This is a genomic window from Kitasatospora sp. NA04385, from assembly GCF_013364235.1.
GTDB lineage: Bacteria > Actinomycetota > Actinomycetes > Streptomycetales > Streptomycetaceae > Kitasatospora.
Genome location: NZ_CP054919.1, coordinates 5,415,236 through 5,436,398, shown reverse-complemented (window position 1 = coordinate 5,436,398; position 21,163 = coordinate 5,415,236). Strand labels below are relative to the sequence as shown.

General features: G+C 72.9%; 21 protein-coding genes and 1 pseudogene. 1 reads left to right on the top strand and 21 read right to left on the bottom strand.

Annotated features, from left to right (window positions below; translation table 11 throughout):
- Positions 1 to 134: 134 nt before the first annotated feature.
- The 4 genes from frr to rpsB form a co-directional block, all read right to left on the bottom strand.
- Positions 135 to 692: a ribosome recycling factor gene (gene frr, locus HUT16_RS24305; RefSeq protein WP_033256297.1), complete on the bottom strand. Its 558-nt coding sequence runs from the start codon at positions 690 to 692 to the stop codon at positions 135 to 137.
- Positions 693 to 773: 81 nt separating this feature from the next.
- Positions 774 to 1,529 (bottom strand): UMP kinase, encoded by a 756-nt coding sequence (gene pyrH / locus HUT16_RS24300; protein ID WP_033215167.1) that lies wholly within the window; start codon positions 1,527 to 1,529, stop codon positions 774 to 776.
- A gap of 289 nt (positions 1,530 to 1,818) precedes the next feature.
- Entirely contained in the window at positions 1,819 to 2,658 is an 840-nt protein-coding gene (gene tsf / locus HUT16_RS24295) for a translation elongation factor Ts (RefSeq protein ID WP_176190189.1), read from the bottom strand.
- Positions 2,659 to 2,790: 132 nt separating this feature from the next.
- The gene (gene rpsB / locus HUT16_RS24290) at positions 2,791 to 3,690 is read right to left on the bottom strand and encodes a 30S ribosomal protein S2 (protein ID WP_176190188.1); all 900 of its coding nucleotides are present in this window, start codon (positions 3,688 to 3,690) and stop codon (positions 2,791 to 2,793) included.
- A gap of 646 nt (positions 3,691 to 4,336) precedes the next feature.
- Between rpsB and HUT16_RS39325 the strand changes: the two genes are divergently transcribed.
- A complete protein-coding gene (locus HUT16_RS39325; RefSeq protein ID WP_303392096.1) occupies positions 4,337 to 4,924 on the top strand; it encodes a murein hydrolase activator EnvC in 588 nt (195 codons plus the stop codon).
- Between the two features lie 181 nt (positions 4,925 to 5,105).
- Here HUT16_RS39325 and HUT16_RS24280 read toward each other — a convergent pair.
- From HUT16_RS24280 to HUT16_RS24200, 17 genes and pseudogenes are all read right to left on the bottom strand, one after another.
- A pseudogene (locus HUT16_RS24280) lies at positions 5,106 to 5,681 on the bottom strand (TetR/AcrR family transcriptional regulator); the annotation flags it as partial.
- Positions 5,682 to 5,836: 155 nt separating this feature from the next.
- A complete protein-coding gene (gene whiG / locus HUT16_RS24275; RefSeq protein WP_176190186.1) occupies positions 5,837 to 6,691 on the bottom strand; it encodes an RNA polymerase sigma factor WhiG in 855 nt (284 codons plus the stop codon).
- Between the two features lie 1,385 nt (positions 6,692 to 8,076).
- Positions 8,077 to 9,690 carry a DNA-processing protein DprA gene (gene dprA, locus HUT16_RS24270; RefSeq protein ID WP_254897969.1) on the bottom strand — a complete coding sequence of 538 codons (1,614 nt, stop codon included), beginning with the start codon at positions 9,688 to 9,690 and terminating at the stop codon, positions 8,077 to 8,079.
- Positions 9,691 to 9,820: 130 nt separating this feature from the next.
- Positions 9,821 to 11,488 carry a YifB family Mg chelatase-like AAA ATPase gene (locus HUT16_RS24265; RefSeq protein WP_176190185.1) on the bottom strand — a complete coding sequence of 556 codons (1,668 nt, stop codon included), beginning with the start codon at positions 11,486 to 11,488 and terminating at the stop codon, positions 9,821 to 9,823.
- Position 11,489: 1 nt separating this feature from the next.
- Positions 11,490 to 11,981: a YraN family protein gene (locus tag HUT16_RS24260; RefSeq protein WP_254897968.1), complete on the bottom strand. Its 492-nt coding sequence runs from the start codon at positions 11,979 to 11,981 to the stop codon at positions 11,490 to 11,492.
- Between the two features lie 275 nt (positions 11,982 to 12,256).
- Positions 12,257 to 12,583, bottom strand: coding sequence for a DUF2469 domain-containing protein (locus HUT16_RS24255; protein WP_030458804.1), 327 nt, complete (start codon positions 12,581 to 12,583; stop codon positions 12,257 to 12,259).
- A gap of 56 nt (positions 12,584 to 12,639) precedes the next feature.
- Positions 12,640 to 13,110 (bottom strand): NUDIX hydrolase, encoded by a 471-nt coding sequence (locus HUT16_RS24250; protein ID WP_176190183.1) that lies wholly within the window; start codon positions 13,108 to 13,110, stop codon positions 12,640 to 12,642.
- 82 nt (positions 13,111 to 13,192) lie between these two features.
- Positions 13,193 to 13,936 carry a signal peptidase I gene (gene lepB, locus HUT16_RS24245; RefSeq protein ID WP_176190182.1) on the bottom strand — a complete coding sequence of 248 codons (744 nt, stop codon included), beginning with the start codon at positions 13,934 to 13,936 and terminating at the stop codon, positions 13,193 to 13,195.
- 167 nt (positions 13,937 to 14,103) lie between these two features.
- A complete protein-coding gene (gene lepB, locus HUT16_RS24240; RefSeq protein ID WP_176190181.1) occupies positions 14,104 to 15,021 on the bottom strand; it encodes a signal peptidase I in 918 nt (305 codons plus the stop codon).
- Between the two features lie 204 nt (positions 15,022 to 15,225).
- Positions 15,226 to 15,990: a signal peptidase I gene (gene lepB / locus HUT16_RS24235; RefSeq protein ID WP_368662709.1), complete on the bottom strand. Its 765-nt coding sequence runs from the start codon at positions 15,988 to 15,990 to the stop codon at positions 15,226 to 15,228.
- A gap of 253 nt (positions 15,991 to 16,243) precedes the next feature.
- A complete protein-coding gene (gene lepB / locus HUT16_RS24230) occupies positions 16,244 to 17,215 on the bottom strand; it encodes a signal peptidase I (RefSeq protein ID WP_176190179.1) in 972 nt (323 codons plus the stop codon).
- 64 nt (positions 17,216 to 17,279) lie between these two features.
- On the bottom strand, positions 17,280 to 17,630 hold the full coding sequence (gene rplS, locus HUT16_RS24225) for a 50S ribosomal protein L19 (RefSeq protein WP_176190178.1): 351 nt from the start codon (positions 17,628 to 17,630) through the stop codon (positions 17,280 to 17,282).
- A gap of 155 nt (positions 17,631 to 17,785) precedes the next feature.
- On the bottom strand, positions 17,786 to 18,604 hold the full coding sequence (gene trmD / locus HUT16_RS24220; RefSeq protein WP_176192846.1) for a tRNA (guanosine(37)-N1)-methyltransferase TrmD: 819 nt from the start codon (positions 18,602 to 18,604) through the stop codon (positions 17,786 to 17,788).
- Positions 18,605 to 18,609: 5 nt separating this feature from the next.
- A complete protein-coding gene (gene rimM / locus HUT16_RS24215) occupies positions 18,610 to 19,257 on the bottom strand; it encodes a ribosome maturation factor RimM (protein ID WP_176190177.1) in 648 nt (215 codons plus the stop codon).
- Positions 19,258 to 19,408: 151 nt separating this feature from the next.
- Entirely contained in the window at positions 19,409 to 19,648 is a 240-nt protein-coding gene (locus tag HUT16_RS24210) for an RNA-binding protein (RefSeq protein WP_014138265.1), read from the bottom strand.
- Positions 19,649 to 19,650: 2 nt separating this feature from the next.
- On the bottom strand, positions 19,651 to 20,079 hold the full coding sequence (gene rpsP, locus HUT16_RS24205) for a 30S ribosomal protein S16 (protein WP_176190176.1): 429 nt from the start codon (positions 20,077 to 20,079) through the stop codon (positions 19,651 to 19,653).
- A 343-nt stretch (positions 20,080 to 20,422) separates the two neighbouring features.
- Positions 20,423 to 21,001 carry a hypothetical protein gene (locus HUT16_RS24200; RefSeq protein WP_014138263.1) on the bottom strand — a complete coding sequence of 193 codons (579 nt, stop codon included), beginning with the start codon at positions 20,999 to 21,001 and terminating at the stop codon, positions 20,423 to 20,425.
- Positions 21,002 to 21,163: the final 162 nt, after the last annotated feature.

Here is a 21,163-nt window from a genome sequence, read left to right as displayed (position 1 = left end):
CGTGACCCGTTTGGTGTCGGCCGGGTCGGGCCGCCGGCGCCGGTCCGGCCGGAGCGGATCCGGCCCGGGTGGAGCCGCGCCCCGGGCCGGGCGGTCTGGCCGCCGGTCCGGGGCGTTGCGGGCAGGGGTCCGGATCAGACCTCCAGCAGCTCGGCTTCCTTGTGCTTGAGCAGCTCGTCGATCTGCGCCACGAACTTGGCGGTCAGGTCGTCGAGCTCCTTCTCGCCGCGGCGACCGTCGTCCTCGCCGATCTCCTTGTCCTTGACCAGCTTGTCGATCGCGTCCTTCGCCTTGCGGCGGACGGAACGGACCGAGACCTTGGCGTCCTCGCCCTTGCCGCGGGCCTGCTTGATGTACTCGCGGCGGCGCTCCTCGGTGAGCTGCGGGAGCACCACCCGGATGACGGAGCCGTCGTTCGACGGGTTGACGCCCAGGTCCGAGTCGCGGATCGCGGTCTCGATGGCCTTCAGCGCGGTCTTGTCGAACGGGGTGACCATGGCCATCCGCGGCTCCGGCACGGAGAACGAGGCCAGCTGGTTGATCGGCGTCAGGGCACCGTAGTACTCCGCGACGATCTTGGCGAACATCGCCGGGTGCGCGCGCCCGGTGCGGATGGCGGCGAGGTCGTCCTTGGCGACGCCCACGGCCTTCTCCATCTTCTCCTCGGCCTCGAGGAGGGTCTCATCGATCACTGTCTGCTCCCTGTCCGGTTCATCTGCTGTTGTCCCGTCCCGGTGCCCCGGACGGCTGGTGCTGCTCAGAGCCGCCGGCGGCTAGGCCCGGGCGGAGTCCTCGCTGATGAGTGTGCCGATCTTCTCACCCTTGACCGCGCGGGCGATATTGCCCTCGGCGAGCAGCTCGAAGACCAGGATCGGCAGCCCGTTGTCCTTGCAGAGGGTGATCGCGGTCAGGTCGGCGACCTTGAGGTCGCGGGAGATCACCTCGGTGTAGTCCAGCGCGTCGAACCGGACCGCGGCGGGGTTGGTGCGCGGGTCCGAGTCGTAGACGCCGTCGACGCCGTTCTTGCCCATCAGCAGGACGTCGGCGTGGATCTCCAGGGCCCGCTGCACCGCGGTGGTGTCGGTGGAGAAGTACGGCATGCCCATACCGGCGCCGAAGATCACCACGCGGCCCTTCTCCAGGTGCCGGATGGCGCGCAGCGGCAGGTACGGCTCGGCGACCTGGCCCATGGTGATGGCGGTCTGGACCCGGGTCTCCATGCCCTCCTTGATCAGGAAGTCCTGGAGCGCGAGGCAGTTCATCACGGTGCCGAGCATGCCCATGTAGTCGGAGCGGGCCCGGTCCATGCCGCGCTGCTGGAGCTCGGCGCCGCGGAAGAAGTTGCCGCCGCCGATGACGATGGCGACCTCCGTCCCGGCCCGGACCACCGTGGCGATCTCGCGGGCGATGGCGTGCACCACGTCCGGGTCGACGCCGAGGCCGCCTCCGCCGGCGAACGCTTCGCCGGACAGCTTGAGCAGTACCCGGCGGCGTGCACCGCCCGGCGCGGTCTCCTGCGTCTCCTGCATGGACTTTCTCCTTCTCCACCTGCTGGTCAGCAGATCTGCAAAGTGCTGGTCACGGCGCCGGGTGTGCGGACCCGGTGCCGTGTACACGAGAGGAGGCCACTGCCGCGGGAACCGGTACGGTCTCCTGCACGGCAATGGCCTCCTCGTCGTTCATGGTGCCGACGCCGCCCCCGGTGGGTGCTCGGGGGCCCGGTCGGCGCGCTCCTCCGTCCTCGCGGACGGGAGCGGTCCTCCTACTTTATGTCCGGCCCGGGGCCGGAAGGGGCGGGACGGACCGCGGGAACGGGTCTCAGGCGCCGACGCGGAAGCGGACGAAGCGCTTGAGGGTGACGCCGGCCTCGTCGAGGACCTTGGCGACGGACTTCTTGTTGTCCTTGGCGAACGCCTGCTCCAGGACGGCGTTCTCCTTGACGAAGCCGGTGACCCGACCCTCGACGATCTTCGGCAGGGCGGCCTCGGGCTTGCCCTCCTCGCGAGCGGTGGCCTCGGCGACGCGGCGCTCGTTCTCCAGGTCCTCGGCCGGGATCTCCTCGCGGGAGAGGTACTTCGGCGCGAAGGCGGCGATGTGCTGGGCGACGTCCTTGGCGGTGTCGGCGTTCTCCTGGTCGAGCTCGACGAGGACACCGATGGTCGGCGGCAGGTCCGGGTCCGACTTGTGCAGGTAGACGCCGACGAAGCCGTCGTTGTCGAACTGCGCGAAGCGGCGGAACACGATCTTCTCGCCGAGGGTCGCGTTGGCCTCGTCCACGAACTGCTGGACGGTCTGGTCCGGGGCGATCTCGGAGGCCAGGGCGGCGTCCAGGTCGGCCGGGGAGGTGGCGGCCACGTGGGCGGCGATCGCGTTGGCGACCTCGACGAACTTGCCGCCCTTGGCGACGAAGTCGGTCTCGCAGTTCAGCTCGACCAGGACGCCGGACTTCTTGTCCTCGGCGATCAGCGCGGCGACGGCGCCGTTGGAGGCGTCGCGGCCCTCGCGCTTGGCAACGCCCTTCTGGCCCTTGATGCGCAGGAGCTCGACGGCCTTCTGGACGTCGCCCTCGGCCTCGTCCAGGGCCTTCTTGCAGTCCATCATGCCGGCGCCGGTGAGCTCACGGAGCTTCTTGACGTCCGCGGCGGTGAAGTTCGCCATGGTTGTGATCTCTTCTCACGTCTCGCGTGTCTGCGTGGGAAAGTGCCGGGGTCCGGGGTGCGGACCCCCGGCACGGGAGAGAGGGGCACCCACCGGCTCAGCCCGGCCGGTGCCCCTCACCCTGGTGGTGCGTCAGGCCTGCTCGGCCTCGGCGGCCGGAGCCTCGGCAGCGGCCTCGGCCTGCTCGGCCTCGGCGGCGGGGGCCTCAGCAGCAGGGGCCTCGGCAGCGGCCTCGGCGGCGGGGGCCTCGGCGGCCTTCTCGCCCTCGAGGATCTCCTTCTCCCAGGCGGCCAGCGGCTGGTCGGCGCCCGGCTCGGCCTTGGCGTCGCCCTTGGCGACACCGGCGCGGGACTTCAGGCCCTCGGCGACGGCGTCGGCGATCACGCGGGTCAGCAGGGTGACGGAGCGGATGGCGTCGTCGTTGCCCGGGATCTTGTAGTCGACCTCGTCCGGGTCGCAGTTGGTGTCGAGGATGGCGACGACCGGGATGTTGAGCTTCCGGGCCTCGCCGACCGCGATGTGCTCCTTCTTGGTGTCCACGATCCAGACGGCGCTGGGCACGCGCTGCATGTCGCGGATACCGCCGAGGGTCTTCTCCAGCTTGTCGTACTCGCGCTGGAGGACCAGGAGCTCCTTCTTGGTGAGGCCGGAACCGGCCACGTCCGTGAAGTCGATCTCGCCGAGCTCCTTGAGGCGCTGCAGGCGCTTGTAGACGGTCGAGAAGTTGGTCAGCATGCCGCCCAGCCAGCGCTGGTTGACGTACGGCATGCCCACGCGGGTCGCCTGCTCGGCGATGGCCTCCTGGGCCTGCTTCTTGGTGCCGACGAAGAGGACGCTGCCGCCGTGGGCAACGGTCTCCTTGACGAACTCGAAGGCGCGGTCGATGTAGTTCAGCGACTGCAGGAGGTCGATGATGTAGATGCCGTTGCGCTCCGTGAAGATGAAGCGCTTCATCTTCGGGTTCCAACGACGGGTCTGGTGACCGAAGTGGACGCCGCTCTCCAGCAGCTCCCGCATCGTGACGACGGCCATGTGCCGTGCTCCTCGTGTGTTGCCCGGCGCGCCGTTCGGCGGGTTGCAGCCTGTGGGGTGCCGGGGTACTCGGTTTTGTCCGTGCCGGTCGGGCGACCGTCACGCCTGACGCCCCGACGTGCCAAGCCGCTCGGCCTGCGCGAGGCTTGCGGCCTCGGCAGGCTCGGCGGACCGAGCGGCACTCGCACCGTGACGACCGCTCCCCGAGGGGGCGGACCGCCGGTGGCGGGGCGTGCGAAGTCGACCCGGCAGACCGGGTCGCGTGTGAAGTGTACGGGAAGCCCCGAGCGGCGGGCGACTCCCGGCGGCCCCGTCACCCTGTTCAACGCCGCTCCGGACGGTCCGCCCCCCGCCGTTCACCCCTGCGGGGGACGGCGGTTGTCCACAGCCACCGGTCTGTCCACAGCTCCCGGAACCGACACGCGCAACGGCCGCCGCGGGCCCCACCCTGACGGTCGGCCCCGGCGAACGCTTTCGGCCGTTTTCGGCGGGTGCGGACGGGGGTCTGTACGTACGGGGTCTGTACGTGCGGGGGGCGGGGGTCGGCGGGGGTGTGGGTCGGACGTGTCGGTTCGGGTGCTCGGGTTGGGAGTCGGTCTTGGTCGGGGTGCGGCGGGTGCGGGTGCGAGTGCGGGCATGGCGGCGGGTGGCAGGACGGGCAGCGGCGGGGCGGGCGTTGGCGCTGTTGCTGGTGCAGGGGGTGGTGCTGGTCGCGCTCGGCGGGTTCGCTCCGGGTGCGGGGGCGGGCCGGGTGCGCTCCGCCGCGGCGGAGGTGGCGGGGGCGGTGGGGACCCTGGGACCGGCGGGGCCGGGGCGGGCGTGGCCGGTGGGTGACCGGTCGGGGCTGCTGCGGCGGTTCGAGCCGCCCCCGGCCCGCTGGGCGGCCGGGCACCGGGGGGTGGACCTGGCGGCCGCACCGGGCACGGTGGTGCGGGCGGCTGCGCCGGGCACGGTGACCTTCGCCGGGCAGGTGGCCGGGCGCCCGGTGGTCGTGGTGACCCACCCCGGGTCGGGTGCTCCCCCGCTGCGGACCACCTACCTGCCGGTGGCGGCCTCCGCGCCGGTCGGCACCGCCGTCGCGGCGGGCGACCCGATCGGGGTGGTGACCGCCGGCTCCGGCCACTGCCCGGTCGACTGCCTGCACTGGGGGCTGGTCCGGGGTGACCGCTACCTCGACCCGCTCGCCCTGCTCGGCTCCGGCCGGGCCCGACTGCTACCACTCACCCCGCCCTGACACGAGGTCAGCCCTCGTCCGGACCGACTGCCGCGCCGGTCGCGGTAGGGACTGGCGTGCCGGTCGCGGTAGGGACTGGCGTGCCGGTCGTCGGGTCGACTGCCGGGTCGGTCGTCGGGTCGACTGCCGGGTCGGTCGTCGGGTCGACTGCCGGGTCGGTCGTCGGGTCGGCTGCCGGGCGCAGGCCGTCGAGGGCGAAGCGCACCGCGGTGTCGGCGATCTCCTCGACCGCCGCGGGCCCGGCACCGGGGGCGCCGTCCCTCCCGCAGATCCGCTCGGCCTGGCGGACCGCCGCCTCCACCACGCCCTGGAGCAGCGAGGCCGCGACGCCGGGCCGGTCATGGCCGAGATCCTCCAGGGTGCGGACCACCATCGCGGTCAGCCCGGCGTGGGCCGCCCTGATCCTGGCCCGCGCCGCATCGTCGAGCTCGTGCTCGGCGACGGCCACCACCGCGCGGTGGACCGGGTCGGTGGCCAGCGAGACCTGACCGCGGACGTACGCCTCGATCCGCTCGACCGCACTGTCGCGGGCCGCCATGCCGGCCTCGATCTCGGCGGCCCAGAGCGGGAGGTCGACCGTGCAGAGCGCTTCCACCAGTGCGGACTTGGAACGGAAGTATTCGTACACCGAGGACCTGGCCAGGCCGGTGCGCGCCGCGAGCGCGCCGAAGCTCAGCGCCTCCCGTCCGCCCTCCGCCAACAGGACGCGTGCGGCGTCCAGCAGCGCTGCCTGCTGCAACTGTCGATGCTCGGCCACCGTGGCCGCCCGGATTTTCGGCACGTCCCAACTCTACGGACGCCGACGACCGGTGGGCACGACATCGCACTCCCACGGCCACTACGTGCCACACCGCACCGCGCCAACGGCCTGCCGGACGCGCGTCCGGTGATCACCGGACGCTCACCGAGCGCTCACCGGGCGTCGGACATCTTCGCCCGCAGTTGCAGCACCGACTTGGTGTGGATCTGGCTGACCCGGCTCTCCGTCACCCCGAGCACCTGGCCGATCTCCGCCAGGGTCAGGCCCTCGTAGTAGTAGAGCGTCACCACTGTCTTCTCGCGCTCGGGCAGCGTGTTGACCGCCGAGGCGAGCAGTCGCCGCAGTTCGCGGTCCTCGGCGATCTCGACTGGGTTGTCCGCACCGCTGTCCGGCAGCGTCTCCATCAGGGTGAGCCGGTCTCCGCCCTCACCCGCCGAGTGCAGCAGCTCGTCCAGCGCCACCACGTTGGCCAGCGACAACTGGCTGAAAATGGTGTGCAGTTCGTCCAGTGAGATCTTCATCTCCGCCGCGACCTCGGGGTCGTGCGGAGTGCGCCGCAGCCGGGCCTCCAAGGTGGCGTAGGCCCGCTCGACCGCCTTGGCCTTCTGCCGGACCGACCGGGGGATCCAGTCCAGCGCCCGCAGCTCGTCGATGATCGCGCCGCGGATCCGACTGATCGCGTAGGTCTCGAACTTGATCGCCCGGTCGATGTCGAACTTCTCGATGGCGTCGATCAGCCCGAAGACCCCGGAGGAGACGAAGTCCGCCTGCTCCACGTTGGCGGGCAGCCCGACCCCGACCCGACCCGCCACGTACTTCACCAGCGGCGAGTAGTGCAGGATCAACTGGTCCCGGAGCCCGTGGTCCCCGGTCTCCTTGTACGAGCGCCACAGCGCTTGCAGCGCCGACTGGTCGGCACCCTTCGCGCGCTCGCCGCCCTTGGCCTCGCTCTTGCCCTCGCTCTCCGCGATGACGCCCGCCCGGGGCGCGGAAGCCGGCGCGGGCACCGTCGCACCGGCGCGCGCGCCCGTCCCCGCGCCCGCGCCCGCGCCACTGTGGTCGGCCGGGCTCGCGGGCGCCTTCCCGACCGGGTTCGCGGGCGAACCCGAACCGGGGCGCGGCACGGTCGACGGCGCGGCCGACTCCACCGGCTGCCCACTCCCCGACCCGGGAACAGCCCCGGGTGTGGACCCGGGCACCGCTCCCGGTACGGCTCCGGGCGCGGGCACCGGCGGCGGCACCGACGGCAGTGCGTTCCGTCGGGTGTCCGGACTGCCGCTGGTACCCGTGCTCGCGCCCGGGGCCGGCGGCTCCGGTGTGCGGGCGGGCAGCGGTCCGCCCGCCTGCCTGCGGACCTGGGTGCTGCGCGCGGACGGGTCCTTCGCCTTCGACCGGGCACCCCGCTTGGCCTGGCCGCGCACCGGCCGCCCGCCGACGGACGGGGTCGAACCCTGCGGCCCGGGTACAGGGCCAGCCCCTGTGCTGGGCCCCGGCACTGGCCCGGCAGCGGTTCCGGCCGTTCCCGAACCGAGCCAGCGCCCGTCGATGCCCTGCCCGTCGGTACCTCGCTCTTCGACGCCCCGTCCGTCGGCACCGTGATCGCCACCAGCCCGGTCGGCACCGACCCGGCGCCCGGTACCGGCCGACCTGCCGGGCCCGACATCCGTGCTCGTAGCTGCGCCTGCGCCCGCACCCGCAGCGGCGCCGGTAGCGGTGTCTTCGTCGGTACGCGGCCGGGGCTTTGCCACCGCACCGGGCAGCACCTGGCCGGTGCGGTCCGCCGGCGGGTGTGCCGGGGTCGGCCGGGGGGCGGCCCCCGAGGGGGCCGGTGGGCGCGGGAGGGGTGAGTTGGGGGCGGGACGGAACGGGGGTTGTGGGGGCGCGGCCGGGGAGCCGCCCGGTCGCGTCATTCCCACGACGCCCTTGGATCTGGCCCGCAGTTCCGCGGCGTTGTGGGTCTCGGCCCCCGTCCCGTCCGGGGACCGACCGTCACCGGTCACCCTGTGTCCGGGAATGTGAGTGGGCATGCGTTGGTCTGCGCCGTTCTGCCGAGTCATGTGCTGATAGGGACGCCATGAGCGAGCGTAGCGTGACCGAGTCGCTGCGCAGCGCTACCGCCACTCGGGCGTCGCCCAAATCGGTGGCAGCAAAGGGCGGCGTCGGCGCGTCGCGGTCGGGCCGCCGGGCCCGGCCCGGTGGCTCCCGCCCGGCGGGCCCACCGACCAGCGCGGACCCGCGCCACTCCGGACGTATCGCGGCCCGGGCGCCCTGCCCGGCGCCCCGGCCGAACCGACCGAACCGCCATCGTCCCTCAACTCGCCCCGCATCACCTCCCGTTGACTACTTGACCCGCTCGGAACCCACTACTCTGTCCGGCTCTGCCCGAATGCGATCACTTGCGGCGCACCAACCTCCAGTGCGCTCCGTGCCGTTCGACGAAGCCGAGCGAACTCAGCTCGTGGAGGTGCTGGACCGTCGCGGTCTCGGAGAGCGCCGCGTAGTGGGCGAGGCGCTGGACCGGCGCGCCGTCCGCGCTGGCGGGCACCGCCTCCAGGACCCGGGCCACCGGTGGCTCCAGCGCGTCCCTCGGCAGGAGCGGGCCGGCCCGCTCCGGTGCCAGGTCGGCCCCGATGGAACCGATCAGCTCGCCCACCTCTGCACCGCTGGTGACCATGGTCGCCGCGCCGGACCTGATCAACGTGTGTACGCCCGCCGAGAGTTCGGAGGTGATCGGGCCGGGGATGCCCATGGTGTGCCGGTTGAGGTCCCGCGCCCGCCGCGCGGTGCTGAGCGCGCCGCTGCGCGATGCGGCCTCGACCACCACCGTGCCGCGGGTGAGCGCGGCTATCACCCGGTTCCGCAGCACGAACCTGAACCTGGTGGGGTTCATCCCGAGCGCCAGCTCGCTCACCAGCAGCCCGTCCCGTCCGATCCTCTCGATCAGCGCCTCGTTCCCGCGCGGGTAGCAGATGTCGACGCCGCTGGCGAGCACCGCGATCGTCATCCCGTTGACCGCCAGCGCCCCGAGGTGCGCGGCGGTGTCCACCCCGTGGGCCGCTCCGGACACCACCACCCAGCCGCGCTCGGCCAGTTCGGACCCGAGCTGGCCGGCGATGTGCCGCCCGTACGCGGTGCAGGCCCGCGATCCGACGACGGCGACCGAACGCAGGGCGAGCAGGCGCAGCGACGGCAGCCGCTGTGACGGGAGGCCGCGGACCCACAGCCCGACCGGGCGGCCGTCGCCGAGGTCGTCGAGCTGGGAGGGCCACTCGCTGTCGCCCGGAATGATGAACTTCCCGCCGAGTCTGGCGATCCGTTCCAGGTCGGTGGCCGGGTTGAACTTTCGCAGTCTCTCCTGGTAGGCGGCGATCCGGTCGGCGCCGAGCCCGAGCCGACTGGCGGGCGCCCCTTCGTAGAAGCCCTGCACCAGGCGGACCGCGCCGAGCCGTTGGACCGCCCGGCCGATCGCGGCGTCGCCCGGTTCGATCAGTCTGGTGAGCGCGGCCCGGGAGATCCGCTCGGGCTCGGGCGGGTCGGGCGGGGCTGTGGGCGCGGCCCACGCCGTGGGGCGGATGACGCGGCGTTCGCCCCACGCCGTCCCGGTGCGGAGGGGCCGGTCGGCTGTCGCGGCCCCGGCCGTGTGGTGCGCCTGGTCGGGCCGGCCCTCGGGTGGCGGGCCCGCCGTGTTCGGGCCCTCCGTCCACGGCACGGCCCGGGCGGGTTCCGTCGGCCCGTGGCGCGAGCGGTGCACGGCGGGCGGTCCGGCGCCGCGCATCGGGCGTCGGAGCCGTTCGCCGCCGTCGCACGCCACAGGGGCGTCGGGCGGATGCGGCGGGCAGGGGCCGTCGGACGGCTCGGCCCGGGTCGGCCCGGCTCCGGCGCCTCCGGGCCGGACGAGGCCGAGCCTGCGGGTGGCGTCGTGCGGTGCGGGCCGGTCGGCGATCGGCGCGGCCGGTGGGCCGACGGGGAGGTCCGCGTGTGCGCGGGGTGCGAGGTGTGCGGTCATCGGTGCTCCTTCGTGCTTCCGCTCGTTCCTGCGGCGCAGGTGGTGATGCAGGTGATGCGAGTGGAGAGGGCTCGTCCGTGGAACGGCCCGGTCCTGTGCGGTTCCTGGTGGTGCGGCAGGTGAGGCTGGGTCAGAATCCGCCGTCCGGGCCGGTGCCGGCGTCGGTTTCGTCGTACGGGTAGAGCGGGTCGTTCCGGCGGTCCGTGGGGCGGGCGGCACGCTGGACGCCGGTGCGGAGGGTGAGCGCGCTCTGGAGGTCGGACCGGTGGGGGCGGTCCCGGCCGGCGAGGTCGGCCACCGTCCAGGCGACCCGCAGGACGCGGTCGAGGCCGCGCGCGGTGAGCAGGCCCCGGTCGAGGTCACGTTCGGCGTCGGCCAGCGCACCGGGTGCGAGTTGCCAGCGCGTGCGCAGTTCGTGCCCTGGCACTTCGGCGTTGGTCCGCCACGGGGTGTCGGCGAGGCGAGCGGCGGCCCGCGCCCGGGCCTCCAGCACGCGTGCGGCGACCGTCGCCGTGCTCTCGGCCCTTCCGCCTTGCTGCATCAGTTCGGCCTTGGTGACCCCGGTGACCTGCACCTGGAGGTCCACCCGGTCCAGCAGCGGTCCGGACAGTCTCGCCTGGTAGCGGTTGACCATGACGGGGGTGCATTCGCATCCTTCTCCTCTCAGTGAATAGCGGCCGCAGGGACAGGGATTGGCGGCCAGGCAGAGCAGGAAGCGGGCGGGCAGCCGCATCGAGCCGGCGGCTCTGGCGATCATCACCTCCCCCGATTCCAGGGGTTGGCGCAGCGCGTCGAGGACCCGGACCGGGAATTCGGGTGCCTCGTCGAGGAACAGCACGCCGCGGTGGGCGAGGGAGACGGCTCCGGGTCTGGGCAGGCCCGTTCCGCCGCCGACGATGGCGGGCATGGTCGTCGAGTGGTGCGGCGCGCAGTAGGGCGGGGTGTCGATCAGCGGACGGTCGGGCGGGAGCAGGCCGGCCACGGAGTGGATCGCGGTCACTTCGAGGGCTTCGGTGGGGGTGAGCGGGGGGAGCAGGGCCGGCAGCCGTTCGGCCAGCATCGTTTTGCCGGCTCCCGGCGGGCCCTTCAGGTAGATGTGGTGGCCGCCCGCTGCGGCGATCTCCAGGGCTCGGCGGGCCTCGTACTGCCCGGCCACGTCGGCGAGGTCGGGGCGGACGGCCCGTTCGGAGGTGAGGTCGCGGACGCCGAGGCCGGGCAGCAGCAGTCCGGCGAACGAGGAGTCGGGGCGGCCGGTGGGCTGGTCCGGCGGTTCGTCGGGGACGGGGGCGTCGGTGAGGATCGCGATGAGCTGGCGCAGGCTGCGCACTCCGAGGACGGAGACGCCGGGCACCAGTTTCGCTTCGGCGGCGGTCTGCTCGGCGACCACGATCTGTCGGTAGCCGGCGTCCGCTGCCGCCAGGACGGCGGGCAGGACTCCGCGCACCGGGCGCACCCGGCCGTCCAGGCCCAGCTCGCCGATGATCAGCAGGCCGTCGATCGACGCGGGGTCGAGCCGTTCGGCGGCCGCCAGGACGGCGCAGGCCACCGCCAGGTCGTACCCGCTGCCGCTCTTGGGCACGGAGGCCGGGGTGAGGCCCACGGTGAGCTTGCGCAGCGGCCACTTCTCCCCGCTGTTGGAGACGGCGGCGCGTACCCGGTCGCGGGCTTCCAGGAGGGCCTTGTCGGCGAGGCCCACCAGGCTGAAGGCCGCCAGTCCGGGTTCGAGGTCGGCCTGGACCTCGACCACGACGCCGTCCACTCCGACCAGGGCGACCGAGCAGGTGCGGGCGAACGCCATCTCACACCGCCCCGCGCAGGTGCTCGACCGCGGCGGCGCCCCGGCGGGGGTTGACCACGGCGACCAGGTCGATGCGGATCCCGCCGGGCGGCGGCGGAGCCGGGCCGCCGCTCTCCGGATCGGACCGCGGGTCGGCGCCATCGGACCGCGGGTCGGCGCCACCGGCCCGCTCGGCGGCGAGCACCAGGCGGGAGAAGTGCACCGGCCAGCGCTCGGCGAGCCAGCGTTCGGCGAGGTGGCGCAGCCGGTCGGCCTTGGCCTGGTCGATCGCCTCGGCGGGCTGTTGGAAGCCCCGCTCGGAGCGGGTCTTCACCTCGCAGATCGCGAGGACGTCCCCGTCGAGCGCGACGATGTCGAGCTCGCCCGAGGCGCAGCGCCAGTTGCGTTCCAGGATGCACAGCCCGTGCTCGGCGAGCCGGCGGGCGGCGACCTCCTCGCCGTAGCGACCGAGGCCGTGGGTGGACGTCTTGTTGGGGTTCTGCACGGCAATCACCTCCGGCCGGCAGGTTGCCGTCACGTGCCCGGGGCGGGCCAGCCGAATGGCCAGGCCTGTGGATAACCCGGGCCTGTGGATAACTTCGCTCACCCGTTCGAGCGACATGTCGAAAATGCGCTGGACAGTGCCCGCCCGGCGCGGTCAATCTCGGTGGCCCGGGCACCGTCGCAGCTCACCGAGGTGCGACGGACCTGGCGGGAGGGCGCGGTCGGCCGCGCCGTTCCCGCCCGGCACCGGGCCCCGCGGGGGCCGGCCGCTCAGTCGCGGGGCGGTCAGTTCCCGAAGGCGGAGTCGTCCGAGGGCAGCTCGAGGTCGCTCTTGGCGAGCTCCTCGATGTTCACGTCCTTGAACGTCAGCACACGGACCTTCCGGACGAAGCGGGCCGGTCGGTACATGTCCCAGACCCACGCGTCCGCCATCGACACCTCGAAGAACACCTCACCCTGCACCGAGTGCACCTGGAGGTCGTAGTCATTCGTCAGGTAGAAGCGCCGCTCGGTCTCGATCACGTACTTGAACAGGCCGACGACATCCCGGTACTCCCGGTAGAGCTTGAGCTCCATCTCGGTCTCGTACTTCTCGAGGTCTTCGGCACTCATTCCAAGCGTCCCCTCACTCGTCACGTCCACCCCATTGTGGACCACCGAGCCCGTGCTCAGAGCCTTACTGGCTGTTCTGGCGGCCCATCGGTCAGAACCCGTGCCACCAGTCGGGCCAGCCCCCTGGGGTGGACGGTCTCCCCGGTGGTCCTCAACTCCCCCAGCGTCCACCAGCGGAGAGCCAGCAGCAGGGCGTGCTCGTCCGCCCCGCTCTCCGCCAGGGACACGGCGGTCCGCGTGGTGCGGGCCAGCCGGAACCACTGCTCCTGTCGGTACTCCCTGCCTCGGAAGGAGAACTCCGCCGTGCCGTACGCGACCAGCGGTCCCCAGTCCACGTCCGTCAGCCCGATCTCCTCGGCCAGCTCGCGCCGGGCCGCCTCCTCCGGGCCCTCGCCCGGTTCGATGCCGCCGCCGGGCGTGATCCACCAGGTGGTGCCGGGCTCGGCCGGGTCCATCCCGCGCAGCAGCAGGACGCGGTCCTCCGGGTCCAGCAGCAGCACCCGAACGGCCCTGCGGTGCTCCACCACCTGGCTCGGCTCCGTCCTGAGGCGCTGGGCGCGCCTCCTCGCCGGGACCGGCACCGGTGCCGGTCCGTCGTCGGCCCCCGGGTCAGGCCTTGCGGCGTCCCCGCAGCCGGCGGGTCAGCGAGACCGCCCAGCCCGCCGCGGAGGCGGCCACGATCAGGACCGCCCCGCCGACCGACGTCCACGTGGCGGGCACCAGCGGGCCCGGCCGGTGGGCGGTCGGCGCGCCCAGGTCGTCGAAGGCCCGGACGGGCGACTCCAGCCCGGCCCGGGACAGCGGCCGGATCACCGCCTCCACCCTCGCCTTCACCCCGGAGGCGGGCACCGAGCCGAACGCCACGTCGAGGTGGCTCCGCGAGTCCAGGGAGTTCCCCCGGAAGTCGCCGAGCAGGAACAGCCGGCCCTCGGGCACCGTGACCGAGAACTCGGTCGTCCCCATCTCGGCGGGGGCCAGGTAGGGCTCGGACACCTGGTGGCCGTTGACGGCGATCCGCCCGGCCCGGTCACCGGAGACGGTGTCCCCGCCGACCGCGACCACGCGCTTCACCAGGGTCGCGTTGCCCCAGTCCTCGTCCTGGAAGACCACGATGTCGCCACGGCCGACCGATCCGCCGGTCCGGGCCAGGACGGTGTCGCCGATCGCCAGGGTCGGGCTCATCGAACCGCTCGGAATCCGGTAGGGCCGGTACTGGAGCGCCAGCACCGCGAAGCCGCCCACCAGCATCACGAAGCCGAGCGCGATCGCCACGCCCTGCACGATCGACCCGGCGCTCCGGCGGCGGGCCGGTCCGGCCCCGGTGTGCGCGGTCCGCTCCGCGACGCTGCTCATCGGCTCCGCCCTCTCCTGGCTCCAGGCTGCCCCGCCGGAGCACCGGCGGCCGGTCCGCGGTCGGCCGTCCCGGTCCGGACAGCGCTGCGGGCCGCGGCACGTGCGAGCAGATTACTCGCCAGTACCACGGCCCGCGCAAGAGGCGTTCCCGACCGGTCGGTGTCCGGTCAGCGGCGGCGCCGGCGCAGCCACCACACGGCGGGGACGGCGAGCGCCGTGCCGGCCATGGTCGGAGCGAGCGGTCCGGCGGCGGCCAGGCCCTTCTGGTCGAACGTCTCCGGGATGGGCAGCGTCGCCCAGTCGCCGACCGGCCAGGCCACCACGAACGCCCGGCCGACCACGTTGCCGACCGGCACGGTGCCGCCACCCGGCTGGTCCATGTGGTACCGCGAGTCCAGGGAGTTGCCGCGGTGGTCGCCCATCACCCAGATCCTGCCCTTGGGCACGTTCACCGGCCCGAACGGCTTCTCCCCGCACGGGGTGTTGCCGGGGAAGATGTACGGCTCGTCGAGCGCCACGCCGTTCACCTTGACCGGGCCGGAGCCCTGGCACTCCACGGTGTCACCGCCGACCGCGATGACGCGCTTGATCAGGTCCTTCTCGTCGCTGGACGGCATCAGGCCGATGAAGCTGAACACGTCCTGCACGCCGCGCACGAAGGAGTTGTCGCTGCGCTGGGTCGGCTCGTCGTTCAGCCAGCCGCCCGGGTCCTTGAAGACCACGACCTCGCCGCGCTCCGGCTCGGAGCCGAACCACGGGGTGAGCTTGTCGACCAGGACGCGGTCACCGACCTGGAGCGTGTTCTCCATCGACCCCGAGGGGATCGAGAACGCCTGGACGAAGAAGGTCTTGATCACCAGGGCCAGGATCAGCGCGATGCCGATCAGGATCGGCAGCTCCTTCCAGAAGGAGCGCTGCTTGGGCGCCTTCCTGGACGGTGCCTCCGTACTTCCGTCGGCTTCCGCCCCGGCCTCGGCGTCCCGGAGCGCCTCGCCGTCGCCGGCGTGCGCCCCCTCCTGGTTGCCCACGGGTTCCCCGTCGGGCTCCGGAGCACCTGAGCGGGCACCGATCACCAGATCCCCCACGACATCTCCTCCCTGCTGTGCGGACGCCTGCGCGTCCGCGCTCACCAGTGCCGCACAGCGGGCACCACACTCTGAGATCGGCCGAGAACCCGCCTCTGGCTTGCCCTACGGGGGCAGACCCGACACCAGGCCGGAACCGAGCACTTCACACTTCTCTATCACTCCCGGTCGACGCGCCCGTGCTCCCACGCGCCCGCCGGAACGTCAGTCGGCCACCGGCCCGTCCCTCCCGCGCGTTCCGCGGCACCGGACGAGGAGCGGAAGGACGCCCAACACACCCATAACGAGCGGGGGTTCCGCAGGAACCGGCCCGATGGCCGCCGATCCCGCGGCCCGCACCGGCAGGGAGGAGAGTGAATCGGGAACGTCTAGTTGACCGAAGTGGGAGAGCGGCCAGGCGATCACGAAGGCGCGCCCCACCACGTTCCCCACCGGGATCGTTCCGGAGCCCGGATTGCCCATGTGGTAGCGGGAGTCGGCGGACAGGTCGCGGTGGTCGCCCATCACCCAGAGCCGGCCCGGGGGCACCGTCACCTTGAAGGTGATCCGCGAGGGCGAGTTCCCGGTCGCGATGTACGGCTCGTCCAACGGGGTGCCGTTCACGCTCACCCGGCCGTGCTCGTCGCAGCACTCCACGGTGTCACCGCCGACGCCGATCACCCGCTTGATCAGGTCCCGTTCGTCATCGGAGGGAAGGAGCCCCACCGCGGAGAACAGCGACTTCACGTTCCGCATCACGGGTCCGTCCGTGGACGGCTTGTGGTCGTTCTCCAGCCAGCCGCCCGGGTCCTTGAAGACCACCACCTCACCGCGCTCCGGCTCGGCGCCGAACCACGGGGTGAGCTTGTCCACGACGACCCGGTCACCGATCTGCAGGGTCTGTTCCATCGAACCGGAGGGGATCACGAACACCTGGAGCAGGAAGGTCTTCATCACCAGCGCGATCACCAGGGCGACCAGCACGATCACCGGAAGCTCGCGCAGGAAAGAGCGCCGGCTACGGCGCGCGGCGCGCTTGGCCGCGCGGCGACGCTCGGCCCGGCCCCGGACGGGACGGCTCCCCGGGTCGGAGGCACCAACACCGCCACCGCCACCGCCACCGCCACCGGCCGGGAGGTACACGGACTCGGGCTCGGAGTCGGAGTCGGACGCGGAGCCGGTGCGGGCGCTGCGGTCCGGACCGGCGGTGGAGTCGGACGGGCCGTCGGGGGCGGTCCGGGGTCTACCTCTGCTCCCCATGGCCACCCGTCCCCTCAATCGCGGCGAACGCCGCCGGGCGGTCGAGGGAGGTGGCACGGCCGAGGGGGAACATCACCCAGTCCGCGCGGCCGATCACCTTGTCCTCGGGCACGGCGCCGCCGCCGGGCTCGCCGAGGTGGTCGCGGGAGTCGCGGGAGACACTGCGATGGTCGCCCATCACCCAGAGCCGGCCCGCGGGGACGACGATGTCGAAGGGCACGGCGGAGGGCGCGTCGCCCGGGAACAGGTACGCGCTCTCGTCCAGCGCCACCCCGTTGACCTTCAGGCGGCCGTCGGTGCCGCAGCAGGTGATCCGGTCACCGCCGACGCCGATCACCCGCTTCACGTAGACCGTGTCGCCGGCGGGGGCGAGACCAGCCCCGGCCAACAGGCGCTTCAGCCCGGACGGTTCGTGCTGGTACGGCAGGAAGGAGCCGATGCCGTCGAAGACCACCACGTCGCCCCGCCGGGGGTGCCCGCCGAAGGCGTACGCGAGCTGGTTGACCAGCACCCGGTCGCCGGGCTCCAGCGTGCCATCCATCGAACCGGACGGCACCGCGAACGGCCGCGCCACGAAGGCGTTCACCAGCAGCAGGACGACCACGCACACCGCGCCGATCCACAGCAGGTCCCGCGACCACCGCCGCCCGCCCCCGCCGTCTACCTCGCCGTCGGCGCCCTCGGTGGCGTCGTCGCCGTCATCGCCGTCGGTGCTGTTGTCGCCGCCGTCCGTACCACCGCCCGCACCGCCATCCGTACCACCGTCGGTGCCGCCGGCGCCCACGCCGCTCTCACCGGTGGCCGAGCCGAGGTCCGGACCGGCGGCCTGGCCGGGGCGCGGGTCGGTACCGAGAGCTGGTCCGGGGGCGGAAACGACGGCGGACCGCGTCGGCGAGTCCGCACCCGTGGGTGCGGGACTGCCGTCGCGGTCCGTCGGTGGCTCGTGCGTGCTCATCGGGGGTGAGCTTATCCCCCCGGTCTACACCGGAAGGAGGGCCGACCCCGTCGAGCCCGCGCGATCACGCGTCGCGCTTCTCCTTGATCTTCGCGGCCTTGCCGCGGAGGTCACGCAGGTAGTACAGCTTGGCGCGGCGGACCGCACCGCGGGTCACGACCTCGATCTTCTCGACGACCGGGGTGTGCACCGGGAAGGTGCGCTCGACGCCGACGTTGAAGCTGACCTTGCGAACGGTGAAGGTCTCACCGATGCCGGCGCCGTGGCGACGGATGACGACGCCCTGGAAGACCTGGACGCGCGAGCGGTTGCCTTCGATGACTCGGACGTGCACCTTGAGGGTGTCGCCGGGGCGGAAGGCGGGGACGTCGGTACGCAGCGAAGCCGCGTCGACAGCAGCGAGCTTGTTGCTCATCGTTGCTCTCCATCGCAGGCGCCACGGGCCGCCCACGGATATTCGTGTCAACTGGGTGGTGCTGCGGGCCGCTTCGGCTGGCGGTGATCCCCCCGTGGCGGGGGCACCGGTCCACTGACTCCCTGGACGGGAGCCGGGCGACAGACAGCAGTCGCCTATTGTTCCACAGGCTCGGCCGCGGACCGAAATCGGCCGGTGGTCTCGTCCCAGGCCAGGCCCAGCACGCTGAGCGCCTCGCGCTCCTTCTTGCTGAACGCGTCCCGCTGCCAACGGGCCACCAGGTCGGGCCGGTTGTCGAGGGTGCGGGCGAAAGCCTGCTCGCGCCGCCACTGGGCGATCTTCCCGTGGTGTCCGCTGAGCAGGACCTCCGGCACCTCGCGGCCGCGCCACTCGGCCGGCTTGGTGTACACCGGGCCCTCCAGCAGGTCGGCCATGGCGCCGGGGGCGAAGGAGTCGTCGCGGTGCGACTCGGCGTTGCCCAGCACGCCGGGCAGCAGCCGGGCGATCGCCTCGACCATGACCAGCACGGCGACCTCGCCGCCGGCCAGCACGTAGTCGCCGATGGAGGTCTCGACCACCGGCATCCGGGTCGCGGCCTCCTCGATGACCCGCCGGTCGATGCCCTCGTAGCGGGCGGGCGCGAAGGCGAGCCAGGGGCGGCCGGCGAGGTCCTGGGCGAGCTCCTGGGTGAAGGGGCGCCCGCTGGGGGTGGGCACCACCAGGGTCGGCACCTCGCCCTCGGGCCCGGCGGCCAGGACGGCGTCCAGCGCGGCACCCCACGGCTCGGGCTTCATCACCATGCCGGGGCCGCCGCCGTAGGGCGTGTCGTCCACGGTGCGGTGGATGTCGGTGGTCCACGACCGCAGGTCGTGCAGGTGCACGTCCAGCTGGCCGCGGGCCCGCGCCTTGCCGACCAGGGAGACGTTCAGCGGCTCCAGGTACTCGGGGAAGATCGTGACGACGTCGATCCGCATGTCGCTCACGCGCCGCCACCCTTCCCGCCCGAGTCCGAGTCCGAGCCCGAGTTCCCGTCCGAGTCCGAGTCCAGGTCGGAGTCCGAGTCCGAGTCCGCACCGGCACCGGCACCGGCACCGGCACCGGCATCAGCGTCCGCGTCGACCGGGTCGATCAGGCCGGGCGGCGGGGTGATGACGACGCGCTGCTCGTCCAGGTCGATGGTGGGGACGATCTGCTCGACGAACGGGATCAGCACCTCGGTGCCGTCGGGGCGTTCGACCGTGAGCAGGTCCTGGTACGGGAGGTGGACCACCTCGGTGAGCTCGCCGACCGGGGTGCCGTCGGCCAGCACCACGTCCAGGCCGATGAGCTGGTGGTCGTAGTACTCGTCCGGGTCGTCGGGGGTCTCGTCCGGGTCGACCTCGGCGATCAGCAGGGTGCCGCGCAGGGCCTCGGCGGCGGTGCGGTCCTTGACGCCGGCGAAGCGCAGCAGCAGGCGCCCGCTGTGCACCCGGCCGGTCTCGACGGTCAGCGGTCCGGTGGCGGCGGGGTCGGTGAGGAGGACCGCGCCGGGCCCGAGCCGCAGTTCCGGCTCGTCGGTGCGGACTTCGACGCTGACGTCCCCCCGGATGCCGTGGGCACGGCCGATCCTGCCGACGACGAGCTGCACGGTGATCGTTCTCCTGAGAGGTGGTGGCACGGGAAGGGGGCGGGGTGCCCCGGAAACGGGAAGGACCGGCCGGGACGACGGATGCGTCCCGGCCGGTCCTGAAACCCGGTGGCCGACCTGGCGGTCGGCGCCCTCGGCGGTCGAGCGGAGGTCAGCGGAGGCTGTCCACGTCGACCAGGTCGACCCGGACGTTGCGTCCGCCCAGGGCGCCGACCACGGTGCGCAGCGCGCGTGCCGTGCGGCCGCCCCGGCCGATCACCTTGCCGAGGTCGTCAGGGTGCACTCGCACCTCGATGGTGTGGCCGCGGCGCAGGTTGCGCGAACGGACCTGCACCTCGTCGGGGTGCTCGACGATGCCCTTCACCAGGTGGTCGAGGGCTTCCTCGATCATGCTCAGGCCTCGGTGGAAGCGGCCTCGGCCTCGTCAGCCTTGTCCGACTTCTTGGCCTTCGGGGTGATGGCGACACCGGTGGTGGCGTCCTCGAAGCCGGCGACGGCCTTGGCGAACAGGTGCGAGAAGTCCTCGACCTTGGGCTCGGCCACCTTCAGCGGCTCCGGAGCCGGCAGGCCCTTGAACTTCTGCCAGTCGCCGGTCAGCTTGAGGATGGCGAGCACCGGCTCGGTCGGCTGGGCGCCGACGGACAGCCAGTACTGGGCGCGCTCGCCGTCGACCTCGATCTTCGAGGGGTTGTAGGTCGGCTGGTAGATGCCGATCTCCTCGATCGCGCGGCCGTCACGCTTGGTGCGCGAGTCGGCGACGACGATGCGGTAGTGCGGGGCGCGGATCTTGCCCAGACGCTTCAGCTTGATCTTGACAGCCACGGGTGTGGATTCTCCTGGTTTTGACGTGGGTGAGCAGCGCTCCGCCGCGTGGGGCTGCGGCGAGAGGTGCCGTTCAAGGGACACGCCAGCCTTTGGGAGAGAGGGTCCTGCTGGGCTGCCGAGTACTCAGCCATCCATTCTGCCACATCGCGAAGGCCCCCCCGAACCGCGCCCCCGCACGGTACGGCAGGGCCTCCGGGCCTCCTCGGGCCTGGCGGCCCGGGCGACAGCGGTACTCCCGGACGGGCCGCGGGCACCCCGCCCGCGTCCCGGTCAAGCAGTCCGTTCCGGCCAAACGGCGTCCGTGGTCGGCCACCGTTCGGTCCGGCGTCGTACGGAGGGTTCAGGCGATCTTGAACGGCTGCTGGCAGGCGCCGCAGACGATCGCGGCCTGGGCCAGCACGGACGGGACCACGCGGACGTTGCGACCGCAGCCGCACACCGCCTTGACCCGGACGCCGCCGCCCGAGGAGCCGTGCCGGGCGGCCGGGCCGCGGAAGGCGCGGTGGTTGCCCTCGCCGGCCACGGCGAGCTGGTGCGCCCCGAGCGCGCGGTCGAGACGCTCGATGGTCTCGGCGTAGCGGTCGCGGGTCTCGTGCCCCATCGTCACCTGGGAGAAGCCGCTGCTGGCGTGCGGCTCGACCGGGTGGGCCAGGCCCAGCTCGGAGGCGAGCAGCAGGAAGCGGCGGTTGTGGTAGCGGCCGGCCCGCGAGGTGTCGCGGATCTCCCGGGCGGCGGCCAGGCCGTGGGCGGCCTCGTGCAGCAGCCGCTCGAAGTTGAGCTGGGTGCCGCAGGCGGACGAGGACTCGCCGATCAGCGCCTCGGGCGACGCCAGGTCGGGCAGGTCCCGGTGGTGGGCCTGGATGTCGCTCCAGGCGGCGGCCAGTTCGGCCGCGAGGACGAGGGGCTGTGTCGTGCTCACGCTGTACCAACGATGGGGAGAGAGCCGATGTTCCGGTGGGCACCCGTGTTCGGGAATTCCCAGCGGACTCTCAGGAACGCATTTTCGCGCGCGAATTGCGCGGCTCCGGACTGACGCAAGACCAACCCCCTGCACGTGTGGACCCGGCGGGTTTCGCCGGGC

Bases quoted from the DNA above. Each gene is read 5' to 3' on its own strand.
- lepB (WP_176190182.1), bottom strand. From the start codon at position 13,936: ATGAGCAGCGTCGCGGAGCGGACCGCGCACACCGGGGCCGGACCGGCC.
- rpsB (WP_176190188.1), bottom strand. From the start codon at position 3,690: ATGGCCGTCGTCACGATGCGGGAGCTGCTGGAGAGCGGCGTCCACTTC.
- HUT16_RS24265 (WP_176190185.1), bottom strand. From the start codon at position 11,488: ATGGCGTTCGCCCGCACCTGCTCGGTCGCCCTGGTCGGAGTGGACGGC.
- trmD (WP_176192846.1), bottom strand. From the start codon at position 18,604: ATGCGGATCGACGTCGTCACGATCTTCCCCGAGTACCTGGAGCCGCTG.
- dprA (WP_254897969.1), bottom strand. From the start codon at position 9,690: ATGACCGCACACCTCGCACCCCGCGCACACGCGGACCTCCCCGTCGGC.
- rplS (WP_176190178.1), bottom strand. From the start codon at position 17,630: ATGAGCAACAAGCTCGCTGCTGTCGACGCGGCTTCGCTGCGTACCGAC.
- HUT16_RS24255 (WP_030458804.1), bottom strand. From the start codon at position 12,583: ATGAGTGCCGAAGACCTCGAGAAGTACGAGACCGAGATGGAGCTCAAG.
- tsf (WP_176190189.1), bottom strand. From the start codon at position 2,658: ATGGCGAACTTCACCGCCGCGGACGTCAAGAAGCTCCGTGAGCTCACC.
- HUT16_RS24210 (WP_014138265.1), bottom strand. From the start codon at position 19,648: ATGATCGAGGAAGCCCTCGACCACCTGGTGAAGGGCATCGTCGAGCAC.
- lepB (WP_176190179.1), bottom strand. From the start codon at position 17,215: ATGAGCACGCACGAGCCACCGACGGACCGCGACGGCAGTCCCGCACCC.
- pyrH (WP_033215167.1), bottom strand. From the start codon at position 1,529: ATGCAGGAGACGCAGGAGACCGCGCCGGGCGGTGCACGCCGCCGGGTA.